General features: G+C 70.5%; 22 protein-coding genes and 1 pseudogene. 10 read left to right on the plus strand and 13 right to left on the minus strand.

Annotated features, from left to right (window positions below):
• The first annotated feature begins 151 nt into the window (after window positions 1–151).
• Entirely contained in the window at window positions 152–2,401 is a 2,250-nt protein-coding gene (locus tag ABTZ89_RS14935) for a transglutaminase TgpA family protein (protein ID WP_351044611.1), read from the plus strand.
• A gap of 177 nt (window positions 2,402–2,578) precedes the next feature.
• Here the strand turns inward: ABTZ89_RS14935 and ABTZ89_RS14940 are convergent, their stop codons facing one another.
• Both ABTZ89_RS14940 and ABTZ89_RS14945 read right to left on the minus strand, forming a co-directional pair.
• Complete coding sequence (locus ABTZ89_RS14940; RefSeq protein ID WP_270946970.1) at window positions 2,579–2,995, minus strand: SCO2097 family morphological protein; 417 nt, start codon at window positions 2,993–2,995, stop codon at window positions 2,579–2,581.
• Window positions 2,996–3,266: 271 nt separating this feature from the next.
• A pseudogene (locus ABTZ89_RS14945) lies at window positions 3,267–3,991 on the minus strand (class I SAM-dependent methyltransferase).
• Between the two features lie 177 nt (window positions 3,992–4,168).
• Here ABTZ89_RS14945 and ABTZ89_RS14950 point away from each other — a divergent pair.
• Together ABTZ89_RS14950 and ABTZ89_RS14955 are read left to right on the plus strand one after the other, a co-directional pair.
• Window positions 4,169–5,002, plus strand: coding sequence for a ParA family protein (locus ABTZ89_RS14950; protein ID WP_351044615.1), 834 nt, complete (start codon window positions 4,169–4,171; stop codon window positions 5,000–5,002).
• Window positions 4,999–5,634 (plus strand): LysE family translocator, encoded by a 636-nt coding sequence (locus ABTZ89_RS14955; RefSeq protein WP_351044618.1) that lies wholly within the window; start codon window positions 4,999–5,001, stop codon window positions 5,632–5,634. Before ABTZ89_RS14950 ends, ABTZ89_RS14955 begins: the two co-directional genes overlap by 4 nt.
• A gap of 3 nt (window positions 5,635–5,637) precedes the next feature.
• Here ABTZ89_RS14955 and ABTZ89_RS14960 read toward each other — a convergent pair whose 3' ends face one another.
• The 7 genes from ABTZ89_RS14960 to rimO all read right to left on the minus strand — a co-directional run bounded on the left by ABTZ89_RS14960 (window position 5,638) and on the right by rimO (window position 12,164).
• Window positions 5,638–6,915 carry a uracil-xanthine permease family protein gene (locus ABTZ89_RS14960; protein ID WP_351044621.1) on the minus strand — a complete coding sequence of 426 codons (1,278 nt, stop codon included), beginning with the start codon at window positions 6,913–6,915 and terminating at the stop codon, window positions 5,638–5,640.
• A gap of 143 nt (window positions 6,916–7,058) precedes the next feature.
• On the minus strand, window positions 7,059–7,877 hold the full coding sequence (gene pspM, locus ABTZ89_RS14965) for a phage shock envelope stress response protein PspM (protein ID WP_270946965.1): 819 nt from the start codon (window positions 7,875–7,877) through the stop codon (window positions 7,059–7,061).
• 11 nt (window positions 7,878–7,888) lie between these two features.
• The gene (locus ABTZ89_RS14970; protein WP_270946964.1) at window positions 7,889–8,701 is read right to left on the minus strand and encodes a PspA/IM30 family protein; all 813 of its coding nucleotides are present in this window, start codon (window positions 8,699–8,701) and stop codon (window positions 7,889–7,891) included.
• Window positions 8,702–8,984: 283 nt separating this feature from the next.
• A complete protein-coding gene (locus ABTZ89_RS14975) occupies window positions 8,985–9,443 on the minus strand; it encodes a helix-turn-helix domain-containing protein (protein ID WP_351044624.1) in 459 nt (152 codons plus the stop codon).
• 182 nt (window positions 9,444–9,625) lie between these two features.
• Window positions 9,626–10,117, minus strand: coding sequence for a CinA family protein (locus ABTZ89_RS14980; RefSeq protein ID WP_270946962.1), 492 nt, complete (start codon window positions 10,115–10,117; stop codon window positions 9,626–9,628).
• Window positions 10,114–10,728 (minus strand): CDP-diacylglycerol--glycerol-3-phosphate 3-phosphatidyltransferase, encoded by a 615-nt coding sequence (gene pgsA, locus ABTZ89_RS14985; RefSeq protein WP_270946961.1) that lies wholly within the window; start codon window positions 10,726–10,728, stop codon window positions 10,114–10,116. The genes ABTZ89_RS14980 and pgsA overlap by 4 nt, the downstream gene beginning before the upstream one ends.
• On the minus strand, window positions 10,725–12,164 hold the full coding sequence (gene rimO / locus ABTZ89_RS14990) for a 30S ribosomal protein S12 methylthiotransferase RimO (protein ID WP_351044629.1): 1,440 nt from the start codon (window positions 12,162–12,164) through the stop codon (window positions 10,725–10,727). Before rimO ends, pgsA begins: the two co-directional genes overlap by 4 nt.
• 149 nt (window positions 12,165–12,313) lie before the next feature.
• Between rimO and ABTZ89_RS14995 the strand changes: the two genes are divergently transcribed.
• Complete coding sequence (locus ABTZ89_RS14995) at window positions 12,314–12,820, plus strand: amino-acid N-acetyltransferase (protein ID WP_351044632.1); 507 nt, start codon at window positions 12,314–12,316, stop codon at window positions 12,818–12,820.
• 37 nt (window positions 12,821–12,857) lie between these two features.
• On the plus strand, window positions 12,858–13,388 hold the full coding sequence (locus ABTZ89_RS15000) for an amino-acid N-acetyltransferase (protein ID WP_270946957.1): 531 nt from the start codon (window positions 12,858–12,860) through the stop codon (window positions 13,386–13,388).
• Here ABTZ89_RS15000 and ABTZ89_RS15005 read toward each other — a convergent pair.
• Complete coding sequence (locus tag ABTZ89_RS15005; protein WP_351044636.1) at window positions 13,381–13,530, minus strand: hypothetical protein; 150 nt, start codon at window positions 13,528–13,530, stop codon at window positions 13,381–13,383. The two genes, ABTZ89_RS15000 and ABTZ89_RS15005, sit on opposite strands and share 8 nt — an antisense overlap.
• A gap of 53 nt (window positions 13,531–13,583) precedes the next feature.
• Here ABTZ89_RS15005 and ABTZ89_RS15010 point away from each other — a divergent pair, with 53 nt between their 5' ends.
• Both ABTZ89_RS15010 and ABTZ89_RS15015 read left to right on the plus strand, forming a co-directional pair.
• Complete coding sequence (locus ABTZ89_RS15010; protein WP_351044639.1) at window positions 13,584–14,153, plus strand: phospholipase; 570 nt, start codon at window positions 13,584–13,586, stop codon at window positions 14,151–14,153.
• Window positions 14,154–14,273: 120 nt separating this feature from the next.
• Window positions 14,274–15,488 (plus strand): alpha-hydroxy acid oxidase, encoded by a 1,215-nt coding sequence (locus ABTZ89_RS15015; protein WP_351044642.1) that lies wholly within the window; start codon window positions 14,274–14,276, stop codon window positions 15,486–15,488.
• A 22-nt stretch (window positions 15,489–15,510) separates the two neighbouring features.
• On the opposite strand, the gene ABTZ89_RS15020 is transcribed toward ABTZ89_RS15015, so the two are convergent.
• From ABTZ89_RS15020 to ABTZ89_RS15030, 3 genes are all read right to left on the minus strand, one after another.
• Window positions 15,511–15,756: a hypothetical protein gene (locus tag ABTZ89_RS15020; protein ID WP_351044645.1), complete on the minus strand. Its 246-nt coding sequence runs from the start codon at window positions 15,754–15,756 to the stop codon at window positions 15,511–15,513.
• 92 nt (window positions 15,757–15,848) lie between these two features.
• On the minus strand, window positions 15,849–17,117 hold the full coding sequence (locus ABTZ89_RS15025; RefSeq protein WP_351044648.1) for a sialidase family protein: 1,269 nt from the start codon (window positions 17,115–17,117) through the stop codon (window positions 15,849–15,851).
• Window positions 17,118–17,376: 259 nt separating this feature from the next.
• Window positions 17,377–19,638, minus strand: a complete 2,262-nt coding sequence (locus ABTZ89_RS15030) for a DNA translocase FtsK (protein WP_351044651.1) — start codon at window positions 19,636–19,638, stop codon at window positions 17,377–17,379.
• Between ABTZ89_RS15030 and ABTZ89_RS15035 the strand changes: the two genes are divergently transcribed.
• From ABTZ89_RS15035 to ABTZ89_RS15045, 3 genes are all read left to right on the plus strand, one after another.
• The gene (locus tag ABTZ89_RS15035) at window positions 19,631–19,798 is read left to right on the plus strand and encodes a hypothetical protein (protein WP_270946952.1); all 168 of its coding nucleotides are present in this window, start codon (window positions 19,631–19,633) and stop codon (window positions 19,796–19,798) included. The genes ABTZ89_RS15030 and ABTZ89_RS15035 overlap by 8 nt on opposite strands.
• Before the next feature lie 215 nt (window positions 19,799–20,013).
• Window positions 20,014–20,850, plus strand: a complete 837-nt coding sequence (locus ABTZ89_RS15040; RefSeq protein WP_351044655.1) for a lysophospholipid acyltransferase family protein — start codon at window positions 20,014–20,016, stop codon at window positions 20,848–20,850.
• A gap of 306 nt (window positions 20,851–21,156) precedes the next feature.
• Window positions 21,157–22,740, plus strand: a complete 1,584-nt coding sequence (locus ABTZ89_RS15045) for an alpha/beta hydrolase (RefSeq protein ID WP_351044658.1) — start codon at window positions 21,157–21,159, stop codon at window positions 22,738–22,740.
• Window positions 22,741–22,850 lie beyond the last annotated feature (110 nt).

The following is a 22,850-nucleotide window of genomic DNA, read 5'->3' on the forward strand; positions in this document are numbered from 1 at the left end:
TTTCCGAGCCCAGCCACGTGCTGCTCGCGATGGGGGCAGACCCCAAGGCCGCGCGGGGGTCGCTGCGCTTCTCGCTGGGGCACACCTCGATCGGCGAGATCTGGCAGGACCTGTGCCGCACCTCCACCGCACCGGAATCGGAGGTGCTGCCGTGACCGAGCGCCGGATGGTGGCCGCGATCGACACGTCGCTGGTGGCCACGGCCGCCGCTGCCTTCTCGGTGCTGTGCGCGTCGACGTCGTTCGCCGGGGTGCTGGCCGACAGCCGGTGGGTGTTCCCCGCGCTGCTCGTGGTCGTCGTCGTGGCAGCCCTCGGCGTGCTGGGGCGACGGCTGCACTGGCCGCTCTACGCGACCGCCTCCACCCAGGTGGCCGGGGTGCTGGTGGTGCTCAGCTCCCAGTTCGCCGAGCACGCCGTGCTCGGGCTGCTGCCCGGACCGGCCGCGATCTCCGAGCTCGGCGAGCTGCTGTCCGGTGCTGCTGACGTGGTGCGCACCGGTGTTCCACCGGTCCCCGCCGAGCCCGCCCTGCAGGCCCTGGTCTGCCTGGGGCTGGGCCTGGTCGCGATCGTCGTCGACCTGGTCGTGGTGGGTCTGCGCAGCCCGGCGGTCAGCGGCTTGCTGCTGCTGTGCGTGTTCGCGATCCCCGCATCGCTGTCCGACACCATGCTGCCGTGGTGGACCTTCGTCGCCGGTGGCGTCGGCTTCGCCGTGCTGCTCGCCTCGGGCGGTCAGCACCGCCGGTGGCGCAGGCACGAGGACCGCGAGCAGGTCACGCGCGCCCTGTTCGGCCCCACCAGCACCGCGGTGGCCGGGACGGCCGGGGTGATCGCGCTGCTCACCGGCGTGGTGTTCACCGGCGTCGGAACCGAGGGCCGGTTGCCCGGATCGGTGCCCGAGCAGTTCGGCGGGACCGACGGGATAGGGCTGCAGCCGTTCACCTCGCTGCGCGGCCAGCTCAACCGGGACAAGGAGGTGGAGCTCTTCCGCGTCCGCGGCCTGAAGGAGCCGACGTACCTGCGCGCGTTGACGCTGCGCAAGTTCGACCCGGAGCGCGGCTGGGAGCTGGAGGGCCTGACGCAGGGCGTCGAGGCGAACGCCCAGCTCCCGCTGCCGGAGGGCACCGACATCGGCGAGGGCGACGCCCAGCGGGTCGAGATCCAGCCCATCGGCTACCGGGACCCGTGGCTGCCGGTGTTCGGCGTGCCGCGCTTCCTGTCCGGGATGGGCGTGAACTGGCGCTACGACCCGGCCTCCGGGATCGCCTTCACCCAGACCAACCAGGAGAGCCGCCCCTACGTCCAGCAGCTGGTCGTGCCCAAGCCGACCCCGGAGCAGCTGCGCGATGCGCGGGGCCCGATGCGGGTGGCGCCGGAGTACCTGGACACGACCGGGATCCCACCGCAGGTCACCGACCTGGCGCAGCGGCTGACCGCGGACGCGGGCACCGAGTTCGACAAGGCGGTCGCGCTCAACCGGTACTTCACCGATCCGAGCAACGGGTTCCGCTACGACCTGCAGACCGCACCGGCGGGCGGCGGCGACGCGCTCTCGGAGTTCCTCTTCCGCGGCAAGCGCGGGTTCTGCGAGCAGTACGCCTCGTCGATGGCGGCCCTGCTGCGCGCGGTCGGCATCCCGTCGCGGGTGGCCATCGGGTTCACCGCGGGCTACCGGCAGGGCGACGAGCGGGTGATCACCACCGAGGACGCGCACGCCTGGGTGGAGGCCTACTTCCCCCGCTGGGGCTGGCAGACCTTCGACCCGACGCCGCTCAGCGACGGCCGGTCCGCGCTGCCGCAGTACCTGAACAGCGAGCTGCACCCGGCCCAGCAGCCGTCGTCGGCCCCCGACCCGGCGCAGCCGAGCACGCCGCCCACCGACGGTTCCACCCCCGGCGGCGGCCCGCAGGACGACCAGGGCGCCCGCCCGGCCCCGGTGGATCCGCGGGAGACCGAGCAGAGCAACCCGTGGCCGATCGCCATCGGCGTCCTGGTCCTCGCCCTCGCGCTGCTCGCGGCTCCGGCCGTGGTGCGCGAGGTGCGGCGGCGGCAGCGCGTGCGCGCGATCTCCGGCGGAGCGGCGGGATCGGCCGGTTTGGCCTGGCAGGAAGTGCTCGACGAGTTCCGGGACCGCGGAGCTCAGCCGGCCGCGACGGACACGGCCCGCCAGGTCGCGACGAAGCTGCTCGAGCACCACGCCCTCGACGAGTCCGGGGCGAAGGCGATGCGGGCGCTGGTCGTGGCGGTCGAACGCGAGTGGTACTCGGCGAACGGCCGATCCGACGAGTCCCTGCCGGAAACGCTGCGGACCGTCCTCGACAGCCTCCGCCGGGCGAGCCCGCTCGACCTCCGCTCCCGGGCCTTCCCCCGCTCGGTCCTGCAGCTCCTCCGCCCCCAGCCCTGACCCGCGGTGGCGCGGAAGTCCGAACCTGGCTGTACGGGCGGCATTTCGGCAGGTGGTGGGCCGTGAGCACTTTCCGGGGCCAGAGCACCACGAAGTGCTCACGGGGTCCGGGCAGCACGAAGCGATGATCGCCGCCAGGTGCGTGGCCTGGCGGCGATCATCGCTCGTTCAGAGGTCTTACTGCTCGAAGCGTTTGCGGAAGCGCTCTTCCATGCGCTGGGCGAAGGAGCTCCGTCCGGCGCTGCCGCGGTTCGAGCCCCGCTTCGGGCGCCCACCACCGTTCTCCGGCACCGGTTCGTTGTCGTCCCCACCTCCGCGCAACGCGGACAGGACGATCACTGCTCCGCCGAACATCACGAGGAAGCCGACCACGCTCAACACGGGGATGTCGGCCGGCCGCAGAGCCGGGATCACCGCACCGATGACCAGCAAGGCCAACCCCAGCACGAAGACTGCGATGCCCTGCAGTCGACGACGTCGGGATGGGCGTTGCAGCCGTCCTCCGCGCACGGTGGAGGCGAACTTGGGGTCCTCGGCGTAGAGCGCGCGCTCGATTTGTTCGAGCTGTCGCTGCTCGTGCTCGGAGAGTGGCATGACTCCTCCTCCGGCACAGGGGTCTCAGTGGCGCCGGACCGGAGTGATCGACTCACCTCGGCTGGGGACCGGCGAACGCTTGGGGGCGTCACCACTGAGGATACGGTTCCGGCGACGCGAGTACTACCCGGTCCTGGCAGGTAGCTGTGCGAGGTTGCCGACATCATCCCCTCGGGGCAGCGATCTCGTCGCGCCCGCTCCCCGCCCGGAACGCATCGTCCCAGCTCACCCGGCCGATGTGCGGTCCGCGACCGATCCAGGCGACGGACGATCAGGCGCGGGCGACGGCGTGCAGGCGGGTGGCGATGTCGCGCAGCGGCGGCTGCACGGCCGCGATCCGCTCCAGTTCGGCCATCTCGTCGGCCGCCCGCGGGTTGTTGTCGAGCACCGAGCCGGGCACCAGATCGCTGAGCACGGCCTGTCCCTGGATCAGCTCACCTTCAGCCCACCGGCGGTCAACACCTGTTCGAGACCGTCGACGTCGAACCGGCGCTGGAGGGTGTCCGAGGCGGCGTCGAGCCGGCCGTCGGCGTCCTGGAGCAGCTGCAGCGCATCGGAGACCCGGCCGGCCAGCGCCCGCGCGATGATCGTCGCGTAGCGGTTGGCGACCAGCACGGACAGCACGCCGCCCGGCGCGGTCGCGGCGGCCAGCGCGGAGACCGCCGCTGCGACGTCGTCGACGACCTCCAGCAGGCCGTGCGCGAGCACCAGGTCCGCACCGCCCTCCGGGCTCAGCGCCGACAACGCGTCCGTGTCGCCCTGCAGCGGTGTGATCCGGTCGGCCACCCCGGCGTCGTCGGCCCGCCGCTGGAGCGTGGCCAGCGCGTTCGGGCTCGGATCCACCACCGTCACCGCGCATCCGGCGGAAGCCAGCGGCACCGCCCAAACCCCGCTGCCGCCACCGACGTCGAGCACGCGCGGCGGTTCCCCGCCACGTCGCCGCCGGGCGTCGGCGAGTTCGGTTTCCAGCACCTGGTGGACGGCGTCGGATCTCATGCCTAGCAGCGTAATGCCGGGTCGCCGCCCCCTCTCAGCCGACCAGCCCTGTTCCCGGCAGCCGGGCGGCCTCCGAGGTTCCGCCACTTGCACCGCGGAGCGGAGCAACCAGTGGAATCGGTCGGCGAAATCCCAGGACTGGTTCTTGGGCGGTTTCGGGTTACGTAGGCTACGTGCGTGCAGACCGTGGCAGTGCTGAGCCTCAAAGGCGGTGTGGGGAAGACGACCGTGGTGCTCGGTCTCGCCTCAGCCGCCATGCGTCGTGGCGTTCGGACGCTGGTCGTCGACCTCGATCCGCAGTGCAACGCGACCTCGTGCCTGGAGCCCGCGGAGACCGCAAAGGGGCTCAGCGATGTGCTCGCCGATCCGAGCCCGGAGGTGTTGCGGGCGGCCGTGACCGGCAGTTCCTGGGGTGAGGAGGTCGACGTCCTGGTCGGTTCCGAGGACGCCGAGAGCCACAACGGGCACCACGACGACGAGCACCTGTCCCGGCTGACCACCGCACTGTCCGCATTGGACGGTCTGATCGAGGACGGCGAGCTGCCCTACCAGCTGGTCCTGCTGGACTGCCCGCCTTCGCTCGGCCGCCTGACCCGTTCCGCGCTGGTCGCCGCCGACCGGGCGCTGCTGGTGACCGAACCGACGATCTTCGCGGTTTCCGGTGTGCAGCGGGCTTTCGAAGCGGTGCAGGCCGAGCGCAAGTCCACCAACCCGAAGCTGCAGCCGCTCGGCGTGATCGTGAACCGGGTGCGGCCGCGATCGCACGAGCACCAGTTCCGCATCGACGAACTGCGCGACATCTTCGGCCCGCTGGTCATGCCCGTCGCCCTGCCGGACCGCTTGGCCGTGCAGCAGGCCCAAGGCGCGTGCATGCCGATCCACCAGTGGGGCACGCCGGGCGCGCGAGAAGTGGCGCTCGCCTTCAACCTGGTCCTCGCCCGCGCACTCCGCGCCGGCCGCAAACAACGCGCGGACGTGGACGAAGACGACCTGGTGGACGAGGACCAATGAGCACGACGACTTTCATGGCGTTCGCGCTGGTCGCGGTGATCGGCGTGTTGACGCCCGGGCTGGACACGATGTTGATCCTCCGGCACTCGCTGCTGGGCGGGCACCGGGCCGGGGTGGCGACGTTCCTCGGCATCAACCTCGGTTGCCTGGTCTGGGGCACCGCGAGCATCGCCGGGCTGACCGCGCTGCTCACCGCGTCCCAGCTGGCCTACGACGTCGTGCGGGTGGCAGGTGCCGCGTACTTGCTGTGGCTGGGCGGTTCGGCGCTCTGGAAGTCGTTGCCGCGCAACCAGGTCGCGCAGACCGAGGACGTTCCGGCCGCACCGGCGAACTTGACGAGCTGGACCGCGCTGCGCTCCGGGCTGACCACGAACCTGCTCAACCCCAAGGTCGGCGTGTTCTACATCAGCCTGCTGCCGCAGTTCCTGCCCGCGGGCGCTGCCGCGTTCACCTGGGGTCCGCTGCTGGTGGCCACGCACATCTCCATCGGCCTGCTCTGGTCGACCGCGCTGGTGTGGGTCGCCGGCCGCGCACGGGCGCTGTTCCAGCGGCGACGGGTGCGCGCATGGCTGGACCGGATCACGGCGACAGTCCTGGTCGGTCTGGGCCTCAAGCTCGCGATCCAGGGCTGACCGTCAGGCTTCTTGAGCCCGGTTGCGGCTGTCGGCGATGCTGCGCAGCAGCGGGTAGACCAGGACGATCCCCACCGAGCCCCAGACGATGCCCGTCACGCGGAGCTCCCCGACGTGCAGCGTCAGGTCGCCGACTCCGGCGATCACCGCGGTGCCCAGCACCACCAGGTTCACCGGGTCCGCGAAGTCCACCCGCGCGTCCAGCCAGATCCGCACGCCCACCAGGGCCAGCATCCCGAACAGCACCAGCGTCGCCCCGCCGAGCACACCCATCGGGATGGTGTTGATCAGGGCCGCCAGCTTCGGCGAGAACGACAGCACCACCGCCGCGATCGCGGCCACCATGCAGGCCGCCGTGGAGTACACCCGGGTCGCCGCCATCACGCCGACGTTCGGCGCGTAGCTGCTCAGCGACGAACCACCCGCCGCCCCCGACAGCGTGGTCGCCAACCCACCGCTGATCAGCGCATCGCCGACGTGCGGGTCGAGGTCGCGCCCGCTCATCGCCGCCACCGCTTTCAGGTGCGCGACGTGCTCGGCGACCAGCACGATCACCAGCGGAAGCACGAACGGCATCACCGCGACGTGCACCTGCGGCGCGATGAGCTGCGGCAGACCGACCCAGGGCGCGTCGGCCAGCTCCGCGAGGCGCTCCGGCACGAGTCGACCGGACATCGCGGCGTAGCACCAGCCGACCAGCACGCCGATCAGCACCGCGATCCGCGCCGCCATGCCCCGGCTGATCACGATCAGCAGCACGACCGTGCCCAGGGTCAGCGCGGCAGGCACCCGCTGCTGGTCGAAGGACGACACCGACTGCGGGGCGAGGCTCAACCCGATCATCAGCACGATCGCGCCGGTCACCACCGGCGGCATCGCCGTCTCCAGCAACCGCACGCCGAGCGCTTTGACCGCCACGCCGACGCTGAACACCACGATGCCGACCACGACGATGCCGCCGAGCAGCGCGGCCGGAGTCGCTCCGGCCTCCTTCGCTGCGGCGTTCAGCGGGACCACGAAGGCCACCGAGGCACCCAGGTAGCTGGGCACGCGGTTGCGGGTGAACAGGAGGAACAGCAGGGTCCCGAGGCCGGACAGCAGCAGCGTGGTGCCGACCGGGAACCCGGTGAGCAGCGGCACCAACGTCGTTGTGCCGAACATCGCGAGCAGGTGCTGGACGCCGAAACCGATGGTCAACGGCCAGCTCAGCCGCTCTTCGGAGGCCACCACGGCATCGCGCACGAGGCGTCGACCGTTGCCGTGCACGGTCCACAACGCCACGTCGCCTCCCCCGACTCACCCGATCAGGCGGGTCTCATGTCACGGCCTGTGATGACGAGGGAAGATTACTATTTCGCATCGCACAATCAAGACGTGCACCAGCAGAACCATCGCTACCAGCGATGATGGCGTGTCGCACGGATCTACTCGCGCCTCTCCGGACCGAACAGCTCCCGCAACCCGTCAGCCAACCCGGCCAACCGGTCGGTTGCGTCCTGCAACAGGTGCTTCTGCTCGGACGCCCCGCTGGCCGCGACCGCGCGTCCCGCAGCGGCCACCAGCGCGCCGTACCCGTCAACGCCCTCGTCGAGCTCCTGGCGGAGCCGCTCGACGTCCGACCGCAACGCGGCCCGCTCCCCCGCCGGCGCGTGCGGGATCGCCGCTTCCACGGCGACCAGCCGCTCCGCGCCCCGCCGCAGCTCCGCTGCCGCGCTGTCCGCGGTTCCGCGCGCGTCGGCTGCGGCGCTGCCCGCGCCCGCCGACGTCAGCTGCTGCAGGGCTCCGTGCAAGCTCTGCTCGGCATCGCGCAAGCGCTGCATCGGCGCCCGCGCAGCCGAACCGGACGCCGGCAGCGCAACCGGCTCCGGCGGCGCCTCGGGCAGCGGTGTCCTCTTGAGGCGCCGGTACTTCACGCCCGCACCGACAGCGGTGGCCCCGCCGATCACAGCGAGGCCACCGAGCCCGAACGTCGTCACGTCCTGCAGGAAGAAACCAACGGATCCGCCCCACTCCCACAGCACCGGGGCGGACGCCGAGGTCACCGCCCCGGCACCGAACACTCCTGCACCCGCAGCGCTGGCCGTGGCGGTCCGCTTGACGCGTTTGCGCTGGCGCAGAGCCCGCGCCCGCGGATCACGCCACCTGGCGATCTTCCGGCGGACTTCGGACAGGACGGGGCCGCGCAGCTGCTCGAGCGCGGCTTCGCCCAGCTGCGCCAGCTCGTTCTTCCGCGACGCCCCCACCCTGCGCTCGCTCAGGCCTGACCGGCCTGCGGGTTCTGCTGCTGCTGCGGGTTGGTGGCTGGCTCGGCCGGAGCCTGCGCACCACCGGAGATCTGCTGCTGGCCCGAACCCATCGAAGCGCGCAGCTGCGCGAGCCGGCTGGCACCGGCGGCGTCGATGGAAGCCTGCTCGACCTCCATCATGCGGCCCTGCACGCTGTTCTGCGCCAGCTCCGCCTGGCCGAGCGCGGTGGTGTAGCGCTGCTCGATCTTGTCGCGCACCTCGTCCAGGGACGGCGTGTTGCCCGGCGCGGCGACCTCGGTCATCTGGCGCATGGAGGCCGAGACCTGCTCCTGCATCTTCGCCTGCTCCAGCTGGCTGAGCAGCTTGGTGCGCTCGGCGATCTTCTGCTGCAGGACCTGGGCGTTGCGCTCGACGGCCTGCTTGGCCTGCTCAGCCGCACCCAGCGACTGGTCGTGCAGCGTCTTGAGGTCCTCGACGCCCTGCTCCGCAGTGACCAGCTGGCTGGCCAGCTGGGTCGCAGTCTCCTCGTACTTCTGCGCGCTGGCCTCGTCACCGTTGGCCCGCGCCTGGTCCGCCATCACCAGCGCCTGCTTGGCCGACGCCTGCAGCTTCTCGACCTCGCCGAGCTGGCGGTTGAGCTTCATCTCCAGCTGCCGCTGGTTGCCGATCACCGAGGCGGCCTGCTGGGAAAGCGCCTGATGCTGCCGCTGGGCTTCCTCGATGGCCTGCTGGATCTGCACCTTGGGGTCGGCGTGCTCGTCCACCTTCGACGAGAACGCCGCCATCAGGTACTTCCACGCCTTCACGAACGGATTGGCCATCTCCTCCGCCTGCCTTCTTCTGCTGCTCGGCTGCCCCACTGCCGACACAACGCACCGGGCGTGTCGGCTGGTTCCATCGTGTCAGGTAGTTGTGTCCGCTTCCACCAAACACGGTAGATCTCCGGGATTGCCCCGGAGCCACGCCTAAGATCGAACCAGCCCACCCCCGGGCGGCGCGCACCGGGTACCAAAAAGGGTCGTGAGCACCAAAACGGACACGGTCCGTTCCAGCGCCCACGACCAGACGTCTTCTTTTCGAGTCCCGACCCTGCCTGACGAGGCCTTACGCCGCCACTACAACGCCGCCCGGCTTGCGCACGGGGGCGCTGATGCGCTGGCTGAGCACCGGCTGCAGGCGGTCTGCGCAGGCGCGCGGCTCGCCGTCGCCCGCCTCGGCACCGGCCAGCTGCTGCTGGGCCAGCTCGGTCTCGGTGAGCTCGGCGCCGATCAAGCTGGGCACCAAGCGGTCCGCATCCGCCGCGCGGTCGACACCGGACGGCACGACCATCGTCTCGTCCAGGTCACCGGCCACGGTCACCAACAGCTCCGGCAACGGCAGGTCGAGGGCGTCGCAGATCGAGGCGAGCAGTTCGCTGGACGCCTCCTTGCGGCCCCGTTCGACCTCGGAGAGATATCCGAGGCTCACCCGGGCAGCGCGCGAAACGTCCCGCAACGTCCGAGACTGTGCGGTCCGGGCGCGGCGCAGTCGTTCACCGACCGCCTCCCGCAACAATACGGTCATCGCGCGCCTCCCTTCCTTCGTCGCCTACCGCGTGCACCACGCGTGAACGCTCCCTACGTTACTCATCCGACGGCCCGAACGAGAACGATCGTGGACAAGTCCGCCGAGGGCGAACGTCCGGTGATCGACCGGGCTCGTTCCGCAGGACACCGCGTTCCGCCAGCGCACGGTACCCTCCCGGATCAACGCAAGAGGTCCGCGAAGTGTTCCAGAGCCACCCGAACGGCCGCAGCCCGCACGCGGTGCCGGTCCCCCGCCAAGCGCACCGAGTGCACGGTCGCGCCGCCGGGACCGGCGAATCCCAGGTGCACGGTCCCAGGTGCCACGCCGTCCTGCGGATCCGGCCCCGCCACGCCGGTCAGCCCGATGCCCCAGTCGGCCCGGCACCGGGTGCGCGCGCCGTCGGCGAGCAGCTCCGCGACCCGCGGGTGCACCGCGCCGTGCTCGGCGAGCAGGTCGCGGTCGACGCCGGCCAGCTCCGCCTTCAGATCGGTGGCGTAGACGACCAGCCCACCGCGGACCACGTCGCTGGCGCCGGGCACGTCGGTCAGCGCAGCGGCGACCAGCCCGGCGGTCAGCGATTCCGCGGTGGCGACCGTCTCACCGCGCTTGCGCAGCGTGTCCAGCAGCTCGCCCACCTGCGAGAACGGCAGTCCGATCGACTCCAGGATCATGCGGCGGCCTTCGCCCGCCCCGCCGCGCGCAGCCGGATGGCCCGGACCACGTAGTCGAGCCCGGTGCCGACGGTGACGAGCAGCGCCGCGCCCATCAGGATCCAGCGCGGCAGGTCGGCCCAGGCGCCGAACGGCAGCAGGTACAGGCCGATCGCGAGCGCCTGCAGCAGCGTCTTGATCTTCCCGCCGTAGCTGGCCGCGATCACGCCGTGCCGGATGACCCAGAAGCGCAGCAGCGTGATGGCCAGCTCGCGGCCGATGATCACCAGCGTGACCCACCAGCCGAGATCGCCGAGGATGCTGAGCCCGATCAGCGCGGCACCGGTCAGCGCCTTGTCCGCGATCGGGTCGGCGACCTTGCCGAAGTCGGTGACCAGGCCGCGGCGGCGGGCGATGTCGCCGTCGATGCGGTCGGTGATCGAGGCCAGCGCGAACACGCCGGTGGCGATCCAGCGCCACAGCTCGTCGTGCCCGCCGTTCCAGAACAGGGCGACCAGGAACACCGGCACCAGCACCAACCGGGACACGGTCAGCGCGTTGGCGATGTTGACCACGGGCACCGGCTCCGCCCGCACCACCTGCGGATCGGACGACGCACCATCGGCCGTCATGGTTGCTCCCCGGACCGGTCCTCCGCGGGCGTGCTCCCCACCGGGGTGACGACGAGGTCCACGCCCTCGCTGTCCACGACCCGGCAGCGCAGCACATCGCCCACGCCGACCTCTCCAGCATCAGCGACGATGCACTCGCCGTCCACCTCCGGCCCCTGATGGTCGGCACGCCCGACGCACTCGTCGTCGTCGATGCGCTCGACCAGCACCCGCACCTCGGTGCCGATGCGGTCCTCCGCGCGCTGCGCGATCAGCTCGTCGACCAGGTCGGACAGCTTCTCGACGCGCTCGTCGACGGTGTCGGAGTCGAGCTTGTCGGCGAACTCGGAAGCCTCGGTGCCGTCCTCGTCCGAATAGCCGAACACGCCGACCGCGTCCAGCCGGGCGCGGGTGAGGAAGTCCTGCAGCTCGGCGAAGTCCTCCTCGGTCTCGCCGGGGAAGCCGACGATGAAGTTGCTGCGGATGCCCGCTTCCGGCGCCAGCTCGCGGATCTGCGCGATCAGCTCCAGGAACGACTCGGTGGAGCCGAACCGGCGCATCCGCCGCAGCACCGACTCGCTGGAGTGCTGGAAGGACAGGTCGAAGTAGGGCGCGACGCCCGGCGTGCCGGCGATGGCGCGCACCAGCCCGGGTCGGGTCTCGGCGGGCTGCAGGTAGGAGACGCGGACGCGCTCGACGCCCTCGACCTCGGCCAACTGCGGCAGCAGCAGCTCCAGGGCGCGCGGATCGGCGAGGTCCTTGCCGTAGGAGGTGGAGTTCTCGCTGACCAGGAACAGCTCCTTGGCGCCGTGCTCGGCCAGCCACATCGCCTCGCCCAGCACCTCCTCCGGCTTCCGGGACAGGAAGGAGCCGCGGAAGGACGGGATGGCGCAGAACGAGCAGCGGCGGTCGCAGCCGGAGGCCAGCTTCAGCGCGGCGACCGGCGAGTCGTCGAGGCGGCGGCGGGCCACCGCGCGCGCGGCGGGCACCCAGCCGTGGCCGGGCACCGCGACGTCGGCGGCCGCGGCGGGTCGGGAGACCGGGCTGATCGGCAGCATCTTGCGGCGGTCCTGCGGCTTGTGCGCCTGGATCGCCTTGCCCTCGAGGACGTCGTCGAGGCGCTCGGCGAGCTGACCGTAGTGGTCGAAGCCCAGCACCGCGTCGGCTTCCGGCAGGTGCTCGGCGAGCTCGGACCCGTAGCGCTCGGCCATGCAGCCGACGGCGACGACCTTCGCGCCGGTGTCGGAGGCGGCGAGCAGCGTGTCGACGGAGTCCTTCTTGGCCGATTCGACGAAGCCGCAGGTGTTCACGACCACGACGTCGGCGGCGTCCTCGGTGTCGACCAGGTCCCACCCGCGGCTGTGCAGGTTGCCGGCGAGCTCCTCGGAGTCGACTTCATTGCGCGCGCAACCGAGCGTGACCATGGCGACTCGGCGGTGATTCTGCTCGGCTGACATGCCTCGAGCCTAACGTCCGGGTGCGGACACCCTGCTCGAACCCGGTGTTCGCCCCGATTTCTCGCGCAGCAGACGTTCACCCGGCCCGTGGCCGAGATTACGGCTGCGACGATACCCCGCAGCGATCATTGTGGTTAGGCTTACCTAACGTGAATGCTCCGGTAGAGATCCGCCCGGCCCGAGTGCGCGACGTCCGCGCCATCAAGGCGCTGATCGACCACTACGCGGGAAAGGTGGTGCTGGGCAAGGAACTCGTCACGCTCTACGAGGACGTCCAGGAGTTCTGGGTCGCCGAATCCGGCGGCGAGGTCGTCGGCTGCGGCGCGCTGCACGTGCTGTGGGAGGACCTCGCCGAGATCCGCACCGTCGCGGTCGACCCGACGACCAAGGGCCGCGGCGTCGGGCACGCGATCGTCGCCCGGCTCGTCGAAGAGGCCGCCGACCTCGGCCTGGCCCGGATCTTCGTGCTGACCTTCGAGACCGGCTTCTTCGGCCGCCACGGCTTCCTGCCGATCGCCGACACCCCGGTTCCGCCCGACGTCTACGACGAGATCAGGCGCTCGCCGGACGAGGGCGTGGCCCAGTTCCTCGACCTGGCGCACGTCAAGCCGAACACCCTCGGCAACACGCGGATGCTGCTGCACCTCGGCGCGTGATGCGCGATCCACCGGCCCGCGGCGCTACTATGCCTCCATGAATGATTATGCGTCGTCGGCGATAGCAATTCGGCGGGCGCGGATCGCCGACGTCAAGGCGATCAAGGCCCTGGTCGACACCTACGCAGGTGAGGTCCTGCTGGCCAAGAACCTCGTCACGCTCTACGAGGACATCCAGGAGTTCTGGGTCGCCGAGCTGACCGAAGCCGACCAGCCGGCCCGCATCGTGGGCTGCGGCGCGCTGCACGTGCTGTGGGAGGACCTCGCCGAGATCCGCACCGTCGCCGTCGACCCCTCGGTCAAGGGCTCCGGCATCGGGCACCGGCTGGTGCGCCGGCTGGTGGAGCTGGCGCGCGAGCTGGGCCTGCCCCGGCTGTTCGTGCTGACCTTCGAAACGGACTTCTTCGGCCGCCACGGCTTCCAGACCGTCGACGGTGCGCCGGTCAGCCCCGAGGTCTACGAGGAGATGCGCCGCTCGGTCGACGCGGGCGTGGCGGAGTTCCTCGACCTGGCCAACATCAAGCCCAACACCCTCGGCAACACCCGAATGCTCCTCACCCTCACCTGAGCTCTTCGCCGTCGTCGACGCCGATCAGGTCCGCGCATGGCTGGTCCGACCGACGGCCGCACGCCCCGGTGGCGCCACCGACCGGCCCGGCGGCGGTTCCACCTTTCTCGTGCAGGTTGCCCAGGTACCCCGCGAACATCACTCGTAACGGCTATAACACGGTGAGTGATCACTTCGGATCCGAGGAGACCTGCCGTGGAACGATCCCCTGCTCGCCGTGGCCTCGTCACCAGCGCCGTCGCCGCCGGGGCGCTGCTGCTCACCGCCGGCACCGCGCACGCCGACCTCAGCCCCGGTGAGCTGCGAGCCACCACCGACGAGTACTTGTTCTCGCTGTCCCTGGACGCCTTCACCCAGACCCGCGCCGAGCAGCCGCACGCCGACCAGCTCGACTGGTCCTCCGACGGCTGCTCCATGTCACCCGACGAGCCGCTGGGCTTCAAGTTCCGCACCAGCTGCGACCGGCACGACTTCGGCTACCGCAACTACAAGAAGCAGGACCGGTTCACCGAGGCCAACCGCCGCAAGATCGACGACAACTTCCGCGCCGACATGTACTCGGCCTGCGGGACCAACGTGGCCTGCAAGGGCACCGCGAACATCTACTACTTCGCGGTGCGGGAGTTCGGCGGGGTCAGCGGATCCACCGCCGAAGCCGTCGAGCACGCGCAGATCCAGCAGCTGCCCACCATCGCGGGCGAGCTGCCGAAGTTCCAGGCGATCAACGCAGCCGGCCAGGTCGTGCACCTCGGGCCGAACAGCTGACGCCACCGGCCCGGCTGTCCTGTTCGGACGGCCGGGCCGCCGCTGGGTTCCTGCGGTGAAAACCACACGCACCGCACTCGTTCGCGGGGGTAACGTCGCTGCGCGACGAAGGGAGCTCGAATGGTCAAGCGGCAACTCCCGCGCTGGTCCGAACTGCGTCCTCTCCTGCGGGTCAAACCACCGCAGTTCAACCCCACCAGGCGTCGGCTGTCCGCCGCGCACTCCATCGCCGACCTGCGGACCATCGCCCGCCTGCGCACTCCCCGCGCGGTGTTCGACTACACCGACGGCGCCGCCGAGGCCGAGATCAGCCTGCGCCGCGCGCGCCACGCCTTCCGCAACGTCGAGTTCCGCCCGTCGGTGCTGCGCGACGTGTCGTCGGTGGACACCTCGACCACCATCCTCGGCCGCCCTTCGAAGCTGCCGTTCTCCTTCGCCCCCACCGGTTTCACGCGGATGATGAACCACGAGGGCGAGCCTGCGGTGGCCCGCGTCGCCGAACGCGCCGGCATCCCCTACGCGCTGTCGACCATGGGCACCACCTCGATCGAGGACCTGGCCGCGGCGGCCCCGGACGCCCGCAAGTGGTTCCAGCTCTACCTGTGGAAGGACCGCGAGGCCAGCCGCGACCTGGTCCAGCGCGCGCAGGAATCGGGCTACGAGGCGCTGCTGCTGACGGTGGACACCCCGGTCGGCGGTGCGCGGCTGCGCGACACCCGCAACGGCCTGACCATCCCGCCCGAGCTGACGCTCAAGACCATCGTGGACGGTGCGATGCACCCGGCCTGGTGGTTCAACCTGCTCACCACCGAGCCGCTGTCGTTCGCGTCGTTCCAGCACTGGTCGGGCACCGCGCACGACCTGATCAACGCGATGTTCGACCCGTCGCTGAACTACTCGGACCTGGAGTGGCTGCGCGAGCTCTGGGACGGTCCGCTGATCGTCAAGGGCATCCAGAACCCCGACGACGCGCGCCGCGTGGTCGAGCTGGGCGCGGACGGCGTGATCCTGTCCAACCACGGCGGCCGCCAGCTCGACCGGGCGCCGACCATGCTGGAGCTGCTCCCCGCGGTGCGCGAAGCGATCGGCGACCGCGCGGAGATCATGCTGGACACCGGCATCACCAGCGGTGCGGACATCGTCGCCGCGATCGCCCTGGGCGCCGACTCCTGCCTGATCGGCCGCGCCTACCTCTACGGCCTGATGGCCGGTGGTGAACGCGGCGTCGAGAAGGCGGTGGACGTCCTCCGCACCGAGATCGTCCGCACCCTCCAGCTGCTCGGCGTCCACTCGATCTCCGAGCTGAACCACACCCACGCGACGCTGCGCCGCTGACGGGCCTGGCGGGGGCGGATCTTCAGCAGCCGCCCCCACCGGAGTCCCCGCCACCGCCGGAATCCCCGCCGCAGCCCGCGTCTCCGCCGCCCGCGGAGCCGTCCCAGCCCATGGCGTAGCCGCTGATGGCCGATCCGCCGCTGGCCGCAGCACCCCGGCGGCCCTTCCGCGGACGGCGCGCCTTTCGCCGGCGCTCGACCCGGTCCCAGAGCAGACCGCCCACGATCACGACCACGAAGAACAGGCCGATCAACGCCATCACGTCCATGCCGTCCGCCTCCTCGCCCGAGGACGTCGTTCAGGACTAGGACGCCGGCTCCGGGCCCCGGGTTGCCACCGCCGCTGTGGCGAACGGGTGAATCAGCGGTCGGGGCGCGGGTCGATCGGGTGTACCTGCGGCGGTGCGGCGGTCGTGGCGCCGTCGATCGGGCCCGTGGCGTGGAAGGCCTCGCAGGGGCCGCCGATGTACTTCTCGAAGTCCGTGGTGACGTGGATGACCGACTTGCCGTCGCGGGTCGGCAGCAGCGTCGGGCTGAAGTTCCGGCACACGCTGCCCTGGTTGTAGCTGATCTGCACCGGCGACGGGATCTCCCGCCAACCGCGGCTCAGGTCGGACGGGTCGTCGTTGACCATCAGCGTGCGCCCGTTGCCCGGTGCCCAGCCGCCGCCCTCGTTGGCCAGCATCTGGTAGGCCAGCAGGATCCGGCCGTTCGGGTTCGGGCCCGGCGCCCAGGCGATGGTCGGCGTGCCCAGCGGCTGCCCGCCGGTGTCCGACACGACCTCGGTGCCCAGGTCGTACGGGTCGCCGAAGTCCCAACCGTCCTGGGACTTCCGCGTCCAGATGGTGCAGACGTGCACCGGGTCGTAGTTGCAGACCTCGTAGCCCATCACGTACGTGCCGTCCGGCAGCTTCCGCACACCGGCCATCCCGGGCCGCACGGTGAACTTGTCGTTCACGATCGTCTCGCGCAGATCGGTCCAGTTCCGGCCGTCGGCGGAGCGCATCTGGACCATCTTCTGGTCGTGCTTCGGATCGCCGTCGTCGGAGTAGAAGACCACCAGGTCGCCCTGCTCGGAAACGGTGAACTCCGGTTCCCAGACGCCCGGTCCCTGCGGGGCTTGCACGATGGTGGACAGGAAGTTCCAGGTCTTGCCGTGGTCGTCGCTGCGCCACAGGCGGATGCTGCTGCGCCGCTCCTCGGGATCCGCGCCGACGCCGGCGGTGCCCGCCCACAGCAGCGTCCCGGCGGGCATGTCACCGACCTGCTGCGGCAGTTCGTACAGCGTCGAGCAGCACATCCCCTTCTCGTCCGCGCCTTCCGGGTCGCGGATCTCGCCGACGGGCTCGAAGGTGGTGCCGTCGTCGTCGCTGCCGTAGATGACGGCGAAACCCGCCTTGTCCGCGTAGGTCGTCATGCTGACCAGCACCCGACCGTTCGCATCGCCGGAGTTCTGCAGCCGCACCAACCGGGGATAGCTGCTGCCGCCTTCCCGCACCAGCTCACCGCGGTCCACATCGGACGGTTCGACGCCGGGCCCCGGATCGCCGGTCGCCAGCTGCTGGAACCCGACCAGCAGCAGCACCGACAGCGAAACGGACAGAACAGCGCGTAATTTCCGGACCAGCATGCGCGAACCTCACGAAATCGCGGCGGGATCAATACCGTCAGCGCGCCGGAGACTATCTCAAAGATCGTGAAATTCGGACCGTGCGAGAATTCCATTCAGCGCAATCCGGTGAGCGCATTCGGAGTAGCGCGAATCAAATGGGAAAGCGATCGGAAAATGCTGGTGAAAACGCGAAGAACGAAGCCGTCCGCTGAATGCTCGTGAGTACTTCGGGGCGCTATGGCACCCCGAAGTACTCACGAGCCACGACCAGCGGAAATCATTCGTCCTCGTCGGGAGAAGGCCCACCGCGGATCGCGTACAGCGCGTTCTCCATCTCGTCCGGCTTGATCAGGACCTCGCGCGCCTTCGAACCCTCCGACGGGCCGACCACGCCGCGCGACTCCAGCAGGTCCATCAACCGCCCGGCCTTGGCGAACCCGACCCGCAGCTTGCGCTGCAGCATCGAGGTCGAACCGAACTGGCTGGTCACCACGAGCTCCGCGGCCTGCAGCAGCACGTCCAGGTCGTCGCCGATGTCGGAGTCGATCTCCTTCTTGTCCGCCGCCTTGGCCGCGGTGACCCCGTCGGTGTACTCCGGGTCGGCCTGGTCCTTGGCGAACGAGACGATCCGGTGGATCTCGTCGTCGGCGACGAACGCGCCCTGCACGCGAGCCGGCCGCGACGCCCCCATCGGCAGGTACAGCGCGTCGCCCATGCCGATCAGCTTCTCGGCGCCGGGCTGGTCGAGGATGACCCGCGAGTCGGTCAGCGACGAGGTGGCGAACGCCAGCCGGGACGGCACGTTGGTCTTGATCAGACCGGTCACCACGTCCACCGACGGCCGCTGGGTGGCCAGCACCAGGTGGATGCCCGCGGCCCGCGCCTTCTGCGTGATGCGCACGATGGCGTCCTCGACGTCGCGCGGCGCGGTCATCATCAGGTCCGCGAGCTCGTCGACGATGGCCAGGATGTACGGGTACGGCCGGTACTCGCGCTCGCTGCCCAGCGGGGCGGTGATCTCGCCGGACTTCACCTTCTTGTTGAAGTCGTCGATGTGCCGCACCCGGTTGGCCTGCATGTCCTGGTAGCGCTGCTCCATCTCCTCCACCAGCCAGGCCAGCGCGGCGGCGGCCTTCTTCGGCTGGGTGATGATGGGCGTGATCAGGTGCGGGATGCCTTCGTAGGGCGTCAGCTCCACCATCTTCGGGTCGATCAGGATCATCCTGACCTCCTGCGGCGTCGCCCGCGCCAGCAGCGACACCAGCATGGAGTTGACGAAGCTGGACTTACCGGAACCGGTGGAACCGGCGACCAGCAGGTGCGGCATCTTGGCCAGGTTCGCGGTGACCATGTGGCCTTCGATGTCCTTGCCCAGGCCCATCACCAGCGGGTGACCGTCCTTGGTCGCCTGGTCGGAGCGCAGCACGTCGCCGAGGCGCACCATCTCGCGGTCGGTGTTGGGCACCTCGATGCCGACCGCGGACTTGCCGGGGATCGGCGCCAGCAGCCGCACGTTGTCGGTGGCCGCCGCGTAGGCGATGTTCTTGGTCAGCGCGGTGATCTTCTCGACCTTCACGCCCGGCCCGAGCTCGACCTCGTAGCGGGTGACGGTCGGGCCGCGGGTGAAGCCGGTGACCTGCGCGTCGATGTTGAACTGCTCGAGCACCGCGGTGATCGCCTCGATCATCTGATCGTTGGCGCGGCTGCGGTTCTTCGGCGGTTCGCCGTCGGTGAGCACGTCCAGCGGCGGCAGGTTGTAGTCGCCTTCGACGCTGCGGCTGATCTGCGGCTTGTCGCTCTTCTTCGGCTTCTCCGGCGCGGACTGGGCCGGCACCGCGGCAGCGGCGGCCTTCGGCTTGGGCGCCGGTGCCGGCTCCTCCGGCACGTCTTCGAGCGACAGCTGCGGGTCCTGGTCCTCGGCCATCGCCGCCTGACGCCGCCGCGACGGACGGCGCAGCTTGACGTCGGTCGGCTCCGCGTCCTCCGCCTTCGCCCGCTTCGACCTCTTCTTCGGCTCGGCGAGCTCGTCGTCCTCGTCCTCGTACCCGACGCCGCGCATCCAGTCGCTGATGTCGCGCACCGAAGTGCCGGTGAGCACCAGCAACCCGAACAGCCCGAACAGCACCAGGACAGGCACGGCGACCCACGGCGTGAGCCCGTACTCCAGCGGTCCGCCCGCGACGAATCCGAGCGCACCCCCGGCCTCGGGCCACTTCTCCGGTTCCAGCGGGGAACCCTTTGCGATGTGGAGGACACCGAGCGTGCTGAGGATCAGCAGCAGCGACCCGATCACCACCCGCGGCCGTGCTTCGGCGGTGCTCTCGGTGCGCATCAGCAGGATCGCGGTGACCAGCAGCACGAGCGGCAGCACCACCGCGGCCGAACCGATGACCGAGCGCAGCGCCAGGTCGAACCCGTGCCCGACGGGACCACCGGCCTGCCACCACACGCCCGCGGCGGCGATGACGGCGGTGGCCAGGAAGATCAGCGCGAGTCCGTCGCGCCGGTGCGCCGGGTCGAGCTCCCGGGTCTTGCCCATCGCCCGCACCACGCTGCCGACGCCGCGCGCCACTCCCCCGCCACCGCGGGACCGCGTGCTGCGCTTCGCCGGTTGCCGGCGCGGCGCATGCGTCGAGCCGCGCGGCTTCGCCGTGCTCTTCCGGCTGCTGGTGCCCGACTTCGCGCGGGACTTGCTCTGAGTCGATCCGCCACTGCGGGATCCGGAGCCGCTACTCTTGGTGGCGCTCTTGCTGCGCGCCGAGCCACGTCCCCCGTTCGATGTCCGGCTCGCCATGCCCCACACGGTATCCGCACCCGTCCCTCCGGTCACAACAGCCACTGCAGATGGCGGTTCGGACGTTTTCTCGGGTGTTGTGCCCCGAACGGGGCACCTGGCGTGAGATCCTCGAACATCATGGTTGCCCTCCCGTCCGGTCAGCACGAGCCGACACGCCGAACCGACCGCGAGAAGCTGTTCCGCGCCGCGCCGCTGCTGTGGCGTGCGCTGATGCGGGTGGATCGCGCCGTCGTCGCCGTCACCGGCCGCCTGGAGGTCACCGGTGACGTGCCGGACGAGCTGCGCGGCAAGCCGCTGCTGCTGGCCGCCAACCACATCGGCAACCTGGACCCGCTGGTCCTGATCGCGGCCTGCCGGACGCGCAGGTTGGCGCCCCGCTTCATGGCCACCGCCGGTCTGTTCGAGACCCCGGTGCTGGGCGGCCTGCTGCGCCGCTGCCGCCACGTCCGCGTCGACCGCGGCAAGGCCACGGCGGCCGAGGCGATGGGCAAGGCGGTCGCCGCGCTGACCAGCGACGATCACCCGGTGCTGCTGTACCCGGAGGGCCGCATCACCCTCGAACCGGACATGTGGCCGGAGCGCGGGAAGACCGGCGTGGCCCGCATGGCGCTGGCCTCCGGCGCGACCGTGGTGCCGATCAGCCAGTGGGGTGCCCACGAGGCGATGTGCTACGGCATGGTCACCGTGGAAAGCGCCCGCGACCTGTGGATCCTCTTCTCCTCGTGGCTGCGCGCGGTCCGCCGCCGGCCGAGGCTGCGGGTCCACTTCGGATCCCCGGTCGACCTCAGCGACCTCTCCGCCGACCGGGTCGGCGACGCGGCCCGGGCCCGCGACCGCATCATGCGCGCCATCGCCGAAGGCCTGACCACCCTCCGCACCGGCGAACTCGGCGCACCGCACCACCTCGACCCCACCCGCCCGGCCACGGACAAACCCAGCCCCTGGCGCCCCTGATCGGCGTCCGATCGCCCGGCGCAGAGCGGTCTCCGCTCACCCGCGCGCGAGGACTGGAACCGTGCGGCTGATTCCTCCGATCAGCCGCATCCGGGCGGCCTTTCAGCAGGGCCTCCACATCGGACCCGATCGCCCCTGGTAACGGCACGATCACGCTGCGCGGGCGATCGAGCGCAGCTCCCACGCCGAAATTCCCCCGGGTAGACCAATTCTCGCCAAGCATGCGGCCACCGCGCGGCTGATCCCCTTTACTGTCCACATTGCTCACCGCTGGTAGTGGGCACAACCGGACGGACGGGGACATTCGTGAGAAAAGTCGTCACCGCTGCGATGGCGGTCGGGCTGCTCGCAGGTCTGTCACCGGTGGCCGCGAGCGCGGCTCCGGCACCACCTGGGTTCGACCCGACGCCGATCCAATGGGGTCAGTGCTCCGACGAGGACCTGCAGAAGGCCGGCGCGGAGTGCGGGATGCTGCAGGTCCCGATGGACTACGCCGACCCGGCGGGCGAGCAGATCTCGCTCGCGGTCTCCCGGATCAAGCACACCGTGCCCGACGACCAGTACCAGGGCGTCATGCTGGTCAACCCGGGCGGCCCGGGCGGTTCCGGGCTGAGCCTGTCCACGCTCGGCGCGTACGTGCCCAAGGGCGCAGGCGCCGCCTACGACTGGATCGGCTTCGACCCGCGCGGCGTCGGCTCGAGCCTGCCGGCGATCTCCTGCGATCCGAACTACTTCTCCTACGACCGGCCGAACTACGTGCCCACGACGCCGGAGCTGGAGAAGACCTGGCTGGACCGCTCCGGGGGATACGCCCGCGCTTGCGGCAACAACGGCAAGCTCCTCGAGCACGTCAAGACCACCGACACCGTCGAGGACATGGACAGCATCCGCAAGGCGCTGGGTGCTGACCAGATCAACTACTACGGCTTCTCCTACGGCACTTACCTCGGCCAGGTCTACGGCACCCTGCACCCGGACCGGATGCGGCGCGTGGTGATGGACGGCGTGGTGAACGTCGAGGACGTCTGGTACGACGCGAACCTGAACCAGGACGTGGCCTTCGACCGCAACATCAAGATCTTCTTCGACTGGGTCGCCGAGCACGACGACGTCTACCACCTGGGCAAGACCGGTGCGGACGTGGAGAAGCTGTTCTACGAGCAGCAGGCCGCACTCGACAAAGAACCCGCTGGTGGCGTGATCGGGCCCGACGAGTGGGTCGACGTGTTCCTGACCGCGGGCTACTCGCAGTCGGCGTGGGACAGCCGCGCCAAGGCCTTCGCGGGCTGGGTGCACAACGGCGACTGGGAGACGCTGAAGAAGATCTACGACGGCTCCAACACGCCGGGCGACGACAACGGCTTCGCGGTCTACCTGGCGGTCCAGTGCACCGACGTGAAGTGGCCGCAGAGCTGGGAGCAGTGGCGCCAGGACAGCTGGGACATCCACGAGAAGGCGCCGTTCGAAACCTGGTCCAACACCTGGTACAACGCCCCGTGCCTGTCCTGGCCCGCCAAGCCCGGCAAGCCGGTCGAGGTGGACGGCAGCAAGGTCGACAGCGCCCTCCTGATCAGCGAAGAGCTGGACGCGGCAACCCCGTTCCCGGGAGCCCTGGAAGCCCGCAAGCGCTTCCCCGGCGCCAGCCTGATCAGCCTCCCCGGCGGCACGACCCACTCGGGCTCCTTGAGCGGCAACACCTGCCTGGACGACCAGATCGCGGACTACCTGGCCACGGGCAAGCTCCCACCGCGCCAACCGGGCAACGGCCCGGACACCAAGTGCGACCCGCTGCCCAAGCCAACCCCGGAGACCGGCCCGACAACGATGACGACCAAGCGCTCCCAACAACCGGATGCCCTGCAGAAGGCCCTCCAATCCACCTGGCACTGACGCCCGGTTCCAGACCCGTGAGCACTTTGGGTTGCTGCAGCGACACGACGTCCTCGCTGCCGACGAGCACCAGCGTCGGCGTGGTGATCCCCGCCAGCTGGTCGGAGTGG

The organism is Saccharopolyspora sp. NPDC002686, assembly GCF_040295745.1.
GTDB lineage: Bacteria > Actinomycetota > Actinomycetes > Mycobacteriales > Pseudonocardiaceae > Saccharopolyspora > Saccharopolyspora oryzae.